Here is a 10,049-nt window from a genome sequence, read left to right as displayed (position 1 = left end):
TAACTAAATCCAAAATCTATGAAAAAAAATCTACAGTACAAAGATGAGGATTAATATAGTGAAGAGGTGTCAATCATCGTTAAACCATGTTAAAGGTTAGAGTTGAGGGCAAAGAAAAAGGACAGATTGAAAAATCTGTCCTTACCCTTAAATCAGCTAACTAAATCCAATTTTATGAAAAATCCTTGATGCAAAAGTCGCAATAATATTTGAAATATTACAAATTGATGCAGTTAAGAATTGTTAAATATCAAATTAAAAGAAATATTGCCGTAATAATTATAGTTGACTTCATTTCTAAACAAATGCCCGTTGATAGTAACTGTTTAATTAAAACTTCAAAGTAATCAGGCTTTATGAATATTGTATTATTTTTGTAACAACCTATCCACAATCAAGAAGTAAGCTCATTAACCTCAATTTGTATTAAAGCATTTATATCTATGTACAGAAGTATTCGCTTTTTTTTGCTTTTCACCCTCTTTTGTAGTCATATAATTACTACCGCACAGTTATCGAATTATACTACTACTAACATTACTACTAATGATGGTCTGGCCGATAACAATATACACTGTATACTGCAGGACTCATACGGTTTTATGTGGTTTGGTTCTGAAGAAGGGCTGCACCGCTACGATGGATATAGTGTTGAAGTGTATAGAAATGAGACGAATAATAGCAACTCAATAGCCGCTAATATTGTACGAGCTTTATACGAAGACGCTTATGGACGCTTATGGATTGGTACTGACGGAGGCGGTATCAGTATTTTTGATTTGCAAAAAGAGATTTTTATTGATGTGCAGGATGATGAGAATTTTAGATTGACTTCAAATGAAGTGTTTTGCTTTGCTCCATCGCGCAATAATCACCTTTGGGTAGGCACAAAAAACGGACTCAATCATATTGCCATTGGTGCTGATAATGACAAGCCGATAGTGAGTGTTACTCACTATTTGCATGATCCGGAAGATGAAAAAAGTCTAATTTATCCACATGTGTATTCAGTATTGGAGGATGCCAATGGCACCCTTTGGGCCGGAACGACCGAAGGCGGATTGAGTCGCTTAGATGCCGGTTCTTCCCAATTTATCAACTATTATGCCGAAGAAAAAAAAGGGGCCATTAGTAGTCCAGCTATCATGAGTATATATGAAGACAGGCGAGGCGATTTATGGTTTGGAACCTGGGCGCATGGACTCAACTATTATGACAGGGAAAATGATTCTTTTATCACGTTTCTTCATAATCCCAATGATTCAACCTCTATCAGTCACAACAACGTTTATTCGTTGTGCGAAGATGAGGATGGTTATCTGTGGCTTGGTACCTATGATGGAGGTATTAATCAGTTGGTTAGAGGGGAATCTGTAAGGCAAAGTATTTTTATGCGTTTCAAGGAGCGAGAAGATGCACTAAAAAGCTTATTCAAGAATAAAGTGAAAGTTATCTATCCCGATAATCAAGGAAATGTATGGGCCGGAACGCTCGGAGGTGGTGTTATTGAAATGTCAAAGAAGCGAGATAACTTCATTCAAATAAAGAACGAGCAATACACTTATCATCCGGATGAGCTTAATCGCATTAACCAAATTGTTTTGAGTGATGCCGAGGAGCTGATGCTGGCTACCAAAAGTGGCCTCTATGAAGTCAACAAATTACCCAATAACCGTTTTGAATTTGCTGAAGTTCTGGCCGATTCAACGAAATCGCCTAACCTGTTTAAGAAAAATATAACGGCTGTATATAAAAATGCCAATGGTCATTTATGGGTAGGAACCGAAGGAGAGGGCCTAATGCATATTGTATTGGAAGATGGAGTGCTGACATCATTCAAGCAATATACTTTGTACAAGCCGGCACCTCATAAAATTAATGGCAATAACATACTTAATATTTTCGAATGGAATGGGCACCTTTGGGTAATTACCAATAATGGCATTAATATTTTTGATAATAACCATCAGCAGTTTGTGTATGAAAAGCCAGATGGGGGAGCACTATTTGATGTAGGCGAGCAGTTTATGGCGCATTATATTGATGCGCAAAACAGGCTGTGGGTAGGCACTGAGTTTGAAGGATTATACTGTTTTTCCATTGAAGGTAACCTTGAAGGAGGCAAGCTTCTGTATCACTTCAATGAAGACTCGAAGGATATTGCTTTAGCCGATCGTCAGGTCCTGGTAATTGCAGATGCCGGCAATGGCGATATCTGGGTGGGAACAGCCAAAGGTTTGCACCGTATCAATCCTGATAAAGGAACGAATGTGGTGTATAAGGAAAAAGATGGATTACCATCGTCGGCAGTAAGTCAGATATACCAGGGGGCTGATCAAACTTTGTGGCTGGGTACCTTGCAGGGACTGGCACGCTTCAGTACCGAACTGGGGGTTATTACACCGTATTTTATGCCAGGTGGTTTCTTAAGTAACTACTTTACCCCTGGCAAAACAGTGATGCTTGGTGATGGCTTGGTAGCTATGCCAACTTATGATGGCATATGGGCTTTTTATCCCGATAGTGTGCATCGTAATCCATATTCGGCCAAACCGGTTATCAGAAAGATTAGTCTGTCGGGTAAGGAAATTAAGCCCAATGTGGAGGTTAACAACCGAATAATATTGAATCAGGCAACTGCGTTAACGCGCGAGATTGTGCTGAGACACAATGAGAATGTGGTTCAGATTGAGTTTGCTGCCCTTTCGTATTTCGAGCAGAATAAAAACAGCTACATGTACAAGCTAGAGGGATTGGAGGAAGAATGGAATGTAACCAATGCTGATCATCGTTCAGTAATATACTCTAATTTGTCGCCTAATACGTATACTTTCAGATTAAAAGCCGCCAATAATGACGGCGAATGGAATCCGGAGGAAGCAGTGTTAACCATTATTATCAGGCCACCATTTTATAAGACATGGTATGCTTACCTGAGCTATTTTGTATTACTCATTGCAGGTTTTGTATTTACTCAGCGTTTGATTGTTTTAAGGGTTAAAGAGCGTGAACGACTGAAGCGCGAGAAGATGGCACGGGAAAAGGAAACCCTGATGCATCAGATGAAAATACGCTTCTTCACGAATATCTCGCACGAATTCAGAACGCCGTTGACACTCATTAACGGTCCTTTGCAAGAGATGCTGGAACACGATAGTACCTTGTCTGCTGCCACGCGCAGTCAGCTGAACCTGATGAAGAACAATACAGACAGGCTTTTACGTTTGATTAATCAGCTGATGGACTTCAGGAAAGTAACGCAGGGAAATATGCATCTCAGCATTCGCCAGCGAAATATTACCAGTTTTATTAAGCGCATTGCCGAATCGTTTCAGGGCATTGCCGATCAGAAGCACATACACTTTGATTGCCATATCGACTCAAAACCATTAATGGTGTGGTTTGATTCGGAGAAGCTGGAGACCATTATATTCAATTTGCTTAGTAATGCCTTTAAATACACTCCATCAGGTGGCCATATCAAAATAGAAATGTTGCAGATGAAGAATAAACAGCTGCAACTCAAGGTGAGTGATACAGGATCTGGCGTACCCGATAAAGATAAGGAGCGGATATTTGAGCGTTTCTTCCAATCGGATCAAAACCAAAGTATAGGTGGAGCTGGCACGGGAGTTGGATTATCGCTGGTGAAAGAGTTGGTTGACATGCATAAGGGAGCCATATGGATTGAGGATAATGAACCGGTTGGGACAGTGTTCATCATCGATTTATGTGTAGATAAAGCGATGTTTAATGCTGATGAAATCATTGAAGAATCGCAACAACAAGATACAACTGACTATAGAACTGAGGATGTAAAAACAGAGGTGGCTCAACCTATTGTTACCGAGAGTGGTGATAAGCCTAAGGTGTTGGTGGTTGAGGATCAGGCCGACTTGCGTGCCCACTTGTGTAATGTGTTAAAAATGCACTACCGGGTGGATGAAGCAGCCAATGGGGTGGAAGGTCTTGAAAAAGCCTCATCATCCTTACCCGATATTATTATTACCGACGTAATGATGCCCGAGATGGATGGATTCACCTTTTGCGGCAAGCTTAGGAAGAATGTTATTACCAGTCATATCCCGATTATTATGCTGACTGCACTGGATAATATTGACTCGAAGCGAGAAGGGCTGGAGACCGGTGCCGATGCTTATGTGGTGAAGCCATTTGATAAACAGTTGCTGGTATCGCAGATTCAGAATTTGCTAACTAATCGTCAGCTGCTGAAAGCACGCTTTAAAGAGCAATGGGATTTTGTGGAGGAAATTGCCACTACATCTACCGACCAGCAGTTTGTTAACCGGGCTATCCAAACAGTGGAAGAGAATATGGCCGATGCCAATTTCAACGTATCGGAGCTGGTGAAGAAGATGAATGTGAGCCGTACTTTACTGCATATGAAACTGCGTGAGCTGACCGGGCAAAGTACCAGTGAGTTTATTCGTACCATCCGCCTGAAGCAGGCTGCAAAACTGTTGAAACAAGGAGAACTGAATGTATCGGAAGTAACCTACCAGGTAGGATTTAACGATCCTAAATATTTCTCAAAAAGCTTCAAGAGCTTGTTTGGTGTTACGCCAACGCTGTTTCAGAAAGGCGATGCATCAGGTGGCGAACTAACGAAATAAGCAAAAGAATGAAGGCTGCTCATAAGAGGGTGTCTTTATTTAAAAAGGCAACTATCTTGAGTAAAGGATGATATTGTTGCTAAGTTATAACTTCCTCTCCTTCATGGAGAGGATTGCGGAGAGGTGTTTTCTTACGAATTAAGTTTGTTATTAATGCGTATCAATCGTTGAACCCACTCCGGGGTTCTTTTTGTAGTGTGTCAATATACCATGGGTTGCCCCCATGGTTATTAATATTAAATCCCTTCGGGATAAAAAATGTCCGTAGGGCATTAACAAGAATAGCCCCGTGCGAAGCGCGGGGTTATGAATATGGTGAGAAAACAACCCTGATAAGGGTTGAAGGTTTATATTCAGCAAGTTTTAACAATTGATTCACATTATTATCTTTTTTCATTTTCGCACGCACTCTTTAATAGCTCTCAATATTATTTCTCGCTATAAACTTCCTTTTCATAGTAGCGGCAAAAGGCCTTTAAACCACAGCGGGTGCATTTAGGTTTTCGCGCAATGCAAACATAGCGACCGTGCAGTATCAGCCAGTGATGGGCAATAGGCAATAGCTCTTCGGGGAAATACTTGACCAACTGTTTTTCGGTATCTAATGGTGTTTTGGAGTTGGTGGTTAAGCCAATACGGGCTGCCACCCTAAACACATGCGTATCTACGGCCATGGCAGGTTTTTCGTACACCACCGAGGCTATGACATTGGCTGTTTTACGGCCAACGCCAGGCAGCTTCTGCAGTTCTTTGATATCATCGGGCACCACTCCCTTAAAATCTTCAATCAGCATTTGAGCCATGCCTACCAGGTGCTTGCTTTTGTTGTTGGGGTAGCTGCACGAGCGGATCAACTCAAATATTTCCTCGGGTGTAGCCAAGGCCATATCTTCTGGTTTAGGGTAGCGTTCAAAAATAGCCGGGGTTAGCATATTTACCCGTTTATCTGTGCACTGAGCTGATAGGATAACGGCCACCAGCAGCTCATACGGGTTGGTATAATGCAATTCCGTTTCGGCAACGGGCATGTGTTCCTGGAAGTAATCAATGACTTTATTGTAGCGTTCTTTCTTTAGCATATTCAGATTGATTTTGAATGGCAGTAAAGTTATCTTTTTCTGTTCATCCCCCAAGGGCGCGGATATATCCCTTTGGGGATATTGGCTGTTCTTAAGGATATCAGATTCATCACCAAGTTCAGCAACATTATCCCCGAGGTCATCAGGATGATCCCTTAGGTCAGGAACAATCTGACCAGGGTCAGCAACATTATCCCCGAGGTCATCAGGATAATCCCTTTGGTCAGAAACAATCTGACCAGGGTCAGCAACATTATCCCCGAGGTCATCAGGATGATCCCTTAGGTCAGAAGCATCCTGACCGAGGTCAGCAACATTATTCCCAAGGTCATCAGGATGATCCCTTAGGTCAGAAGCATTCTGACCAAGGTCAGCAAATTATCCTCTAAAGATTCATGAGTTTAAGGCCAAAATAGATGGTGCGTGGACGAGCAGGGCCATACACATAGTTACTGTCGCGGTTTTTACCCTTGTCAAAATCATCCTGATAGGCATTAAACAGGTTCTGAACACCACCAAACAACTCAATGCCAACGCCAACATATCGCCAATCAAGTGCATAGCTCAGTTTGATGTTGGTCTCCATAAAGGGATCTGATTTAACCAGTTCATCGTTAATTGGGTTACCCGTGCCATCAGCTTCGCCGGCACCGAAGTGAGGTACCAGCATTGAGCCGGTGTAAACACCCGACAAAGCGGCTTTAATGCCCCACACCGGGTTATAGGTAAGCGTGTAGTAGCCGTATTGCTCCGGTGTGCGCAGGTAGTCTTTAGTACCTTCAATGCTTTCTGACCATTGCACAACTTCGTCGAACTTACTGGACTGAATAGTGTATCCAGCCTCGAGTTGCCATAGTTTATTATAATTGGCGCGTCCTTCAAGTGTTATCCCTTTCACAGTTGAGTTACTGCCATTGCGTTTCTCAAGTATCACATTGCCTTGGCTATCCGTCCCGTTTTCTTCCAGAATAAACGCATCGTACAGGGTGGTGTGAAAACCTTCGAGTGTAATGCCCCAGATGTATTTCTCGGTTGGTTTGTCATAGTTGATGGAGGCGCTCCAGCTTTGTGAGCGCTCCTCTTCCAGGTCATCGGCCAGCTGTATGCGTTGGATACCACCACCGGCAAAGGCAATGTGCATATCCGAGTCAAAGGCTTGCGGCGCTCTGAAGCCCGTTGACCAGCTGCCTCGCAACTGCATGCCGTTTTGCTTATACAGCAGCGATACTCGCGGACTGAATATGAGTTTATCCACCATGTTGTGCTTATCGGTTCTGACACCGGTTAGTAAGTTCCATTTTTTAGCCAGCTCCCAGTCACTCTGGATATAGGCACCCACATTACGGGTGGTTTGGTCAAGCAGATAGTCATATGCCTTTATCTCATCCACCACCATATCATAGTTGTATTCACTGCCAAAGGTGAGGTTGTTTTTACCGCCAAAAAAGTCGGGTAACATATGGTTGAGCTGCACGCCTCCCATATAGGTTTCATTTTCAGTTAAGCCGTAGGGCGGATTCTCCAGGTGCTCCTGATAACCCGGTTCATCAGCTTCTGGTTTAATGCCGGTATAGTGGTCGCGATCGGTTTTTTGCCCGGCCACATACACATCCAGTGAAGATTGGTTATCATTAAACGAAAAACTGTAATCTAATCCACCCATCAATACATTATGCGTACGTTCCTCGGTTTGCTCAGCCAGAAAGGCAGGCAAATCTTCGCGGTCGCCACCCCGGCGGTACTCATACATGCTCGAGAAGCTGGCCTCTAGTTTATGGTTAGGGGCTGGTAATAAAAATGATGTGAAGCCAAAGGAATTATTTTTGAGCTTAGGCAGCTCGCTAAAGCCATCGCCGTTATGATCGTATGACTCGCGGTTGCGGTTGGTGGCAAACAGCGTTAATCCGGCATTTTTACGATCCGATAGAATGCCTGCATTAGCAAATACCTGGCTGTCGCTGGCATCGCCGTTGATGACCGATTGAGTGGTGGATGCCGAAAAACTGCTCGACTCAGGTACTTTGGTAATCACATTAACTGTTCCTCCAACAGCTCCTGCGCCATAAAGGGCTGAGCCGCCACCACGCACTACTTCAATGCGCTCTATCATGTTGGTAGGTATTTGCTCCAAACCATATAAACCAGTGAGTGGACTGAATACGGGGCGACTGTTAATCAGAATTTGCGAATAGGCACCGCCCAGTCCGTTCATACGCAATTGTGTGTAGTTACAAGTCTGACAGTCTGTTTCCATGCGCAGGCCCGGTTGAAAAGCCAAGCCTTCGGATAGGGTTCCTGCCTGCAGCATCTCCAGCTTTTTTCCTTCCATCACGTTCACCACCACGGCCGATTCGGTTTTGCGCTTAAAGGTTTTGGTGCCGGTAATAACAATGTCATCCAGCGACATGACCTGCTCTTCCAATACAAAATTAATTTCCTGCGACTGGCCTTTGGTGATGTTCACCTTTTTTTCAACCGGCTTATAGCCCATGAGGCTGGCCACTAGTATATGTTCACCTTCTGGCAGGTTAGTCAGCATGTAATGACCGGATAGGTCTGTCATGGTGCCGTATTGTGTATCTTTTAAGTAGACGCTAACAAAAGGGAGGTGTTCGCCTTCAGCTTGTACATCTCCAAATATATTGGCGTCTGTTTTTTGAGCCTGAATAATAATATTTGAAAGCAGAGTTAAGAATAGTAGGTTTAAAAACTTTTTCATTGATAAGATAATTGATAATTACGATTACCAATTATCAACGCTGTAGCCCATGAAAAGTTTAGTAAGTGACAAGAATCAGATTAACAATGATTGATTGTCAAAAAACCTTCTATGCGATTTCATCAAAGCATAAGCCAGCCTATTGTTGAATAGGCACAGCCATCATAAGAACATTAGTAAACTTACCGCCATTACAGCCATGCCGGCAAACAGTCCATAAATCGATAAATGATGCTCACCATATTCGCGTGCCGATGGCAGCAGCTCATCCAGACTAATAAATACCATGATGCCTGCTACTCCGGCAAATATTACCCCAAAAGTGAGGGGGGTCATAAATGGCATTAATATCAGGTAGCCGATAAGCGCTCCAATGGGTTCTGACAGACCAGAGAGGAAGCTTAATCGGAATGCCTTACGGCGACTGCCGGTGGCATAAAAAACAGGTACCGATACCGCGATGCCTTCGGGAATGTTGTGAATAGCAATGGCCACAGCAATGGCAATACCCAGGTTGGGATCCTGCAAGGCGGCCGTGAAAGTGGCCAGTCCCTCAGGAAAGTTGTGGATACCGATGGCCAGAGCTGTAAACAGGCCCATGCGCATCAGTTTTTTATCCTTAATGGCTTTGGGCTGGCTCCCCATTTCTTCAATGGAGTGTAGTTCGTGCGGGTTCTCCGCCGAAGGAATAAATTTATCGATTAGGGCGATAAACAAAACGCCCCCAAAAAAGGCAATAACCGTGTACCAGGTGCCGGGCATCTCACCATAGGCTTCTACCATGGTGTCTTTGGCCTTCATAAATATTTCTACAAAGGAAACATAAATCATTACGCCAGCTGAAAAACCAAGTGACAAGGCCAAAAAGCGTGTGTTGGTGCGCTTGGCAAAAAAGGCCATAGCACTGCCAATACCTGTGCTGAGGCCGGCAAACAAGGTTAAACCAAACGCGAAAAGTATAGTGTTAAAATCTAAATTATCCATAGTGAGTGAACGCTAATCGCAGCTGTGTTTACGGCTGCCTATTAAATTTGGCGAAAGTTAATAGTTATTTGTTAATGCGTCCAAGTTTTTTGAGTGGCGAGTCGTTTTTGAGGAAATCAGGTTTTTATGAACTGTATGAAAATAGCCGCGAATACAATGGAATATCGCATTAAAATATTCGATTATTAAAGCAAGTCAGTATAATTTTTTATACATTGCATTTCGTAATTTTTTAACCTAAATCAATATGAAGGAATTAGTTCCATATGTAAACCTGGAAACCGTTAAGGGTACTAACGGTAAAATAGAACAATTTATTGTGCGAACGGTATCTTACCTGCCTGATGACAGCACCGTTACAAAAACCGGCGAAGGAGAAGTAGCCGATAATGTATATTACCGACCATTAACCATCACCTACACTGGTACATCTTCTACATTTAAAGCTTTTGATGTTGATTTTACCATCAACCGGAAAGATGTTGGCCTGCTGGAGCGTGGTGCCAATGTGAAGGTGAAAAGTGCAGTAGTTGTGGCACAATCTGCAGATGTGGCCGTGTTGAGGGAGCCTGTGGGTGATGAAGGAGGAGTTACTATTGAGTACGATGATGAAGAGGATTTACCATAAATAAA

At 43.0% G+C, this 10,049-nt stretch carries 5 protein-coding genes; 2 read left to right on the top strand and 3 right to left on the bottom strand.

Features of this window, described 5'->3' with window-relative positions:
• The first annotated feature begins 443 nt into the window (after nt 1–443).
• A complete protein-coding gene (locus KEM09_RS18150; protein WP_212230466.1) occupies nt 444–4,634 on the top strand; it encodes a hybrid sensor histidine kinase/response regulator transcription factor in 4,191 nt (1,396 codons plus the stop codon).
• A 428-nt stretch (nt 4,635–5,062) separates the two neighbouring features.
• Here the strand turns inward: KEM09_RS18150 and nth are convergent, their stop codons facing one another.
• The 3 genes from nth to zupT form a co-directional block, all read right to left on the bottom strand.
• Nucleotides 5,063–5,713, bottom strand: coding sequence for an endonuclease III (nth, locus tag KEM09_RS18145; RefSeq protein ID WP_212230464.1), 651 nt, complete (start codon nt 5,711–5,713; stop codon nt 5,063–5,065).
• 385 nt (nt 5,714–6,098) lie between these two features.
• Nucleotides 6,099–8,432 (bottom strand): TonB-dependent receptor, encoded by a 2,334-nt coding sequence (locus KEM09_RS18140; RefSeq protein ID WP_212230463.1) that lies wholly within the window; start codon nt 8,430–8,432, stop codon nt 6,099–6,101.
• 162 nt (nt 8,433–8,594) lie between these two features.
• Nucleotides 8,595–9,416 (bottom strand): zinc transporter ZupT, encoded by an 822-nt coding sequence (gene zupT / locus KEM09_RS18135; protein WP_212230462.1) that lies wholly within the window; start codon nt 9,414–9,416, stop codon nt 8,595–8,597.
• Between the two features lie 247 nt (nt 9,417–9,663).
• Between zupT and KEM09_RS18130 the strand changes: the two genes are divergently transcribed.
• Nucleotides 9,664–10,044: a hypothetical protein gene (locus KEM09_RS18130; protein WP_212230461.1), complete on the top strand. Its 381-nt coding sequence runs from the start codon at nt 9,664–9,666 to the stop codon at nt 10,042–10,044.
• Nucleotides 10,045–10,049: the final 5 nt, after the last annotated feature.

This window comes from Carboxylicivirga mesophila (genome assembly GCF_018271975.1).
Lineage (GTDB): Bacteria > Bacteroidota > Bacteroidia > Bacteroidales > Marinilabiliaceae > Carboxylicivirga > Carboxylicivirga mesophila.
The sequence above is the reverse complement of the archived record's forward strand: the minus strand, read 5'-3'. Positions and strand labels throughout refer to the sequence as shown.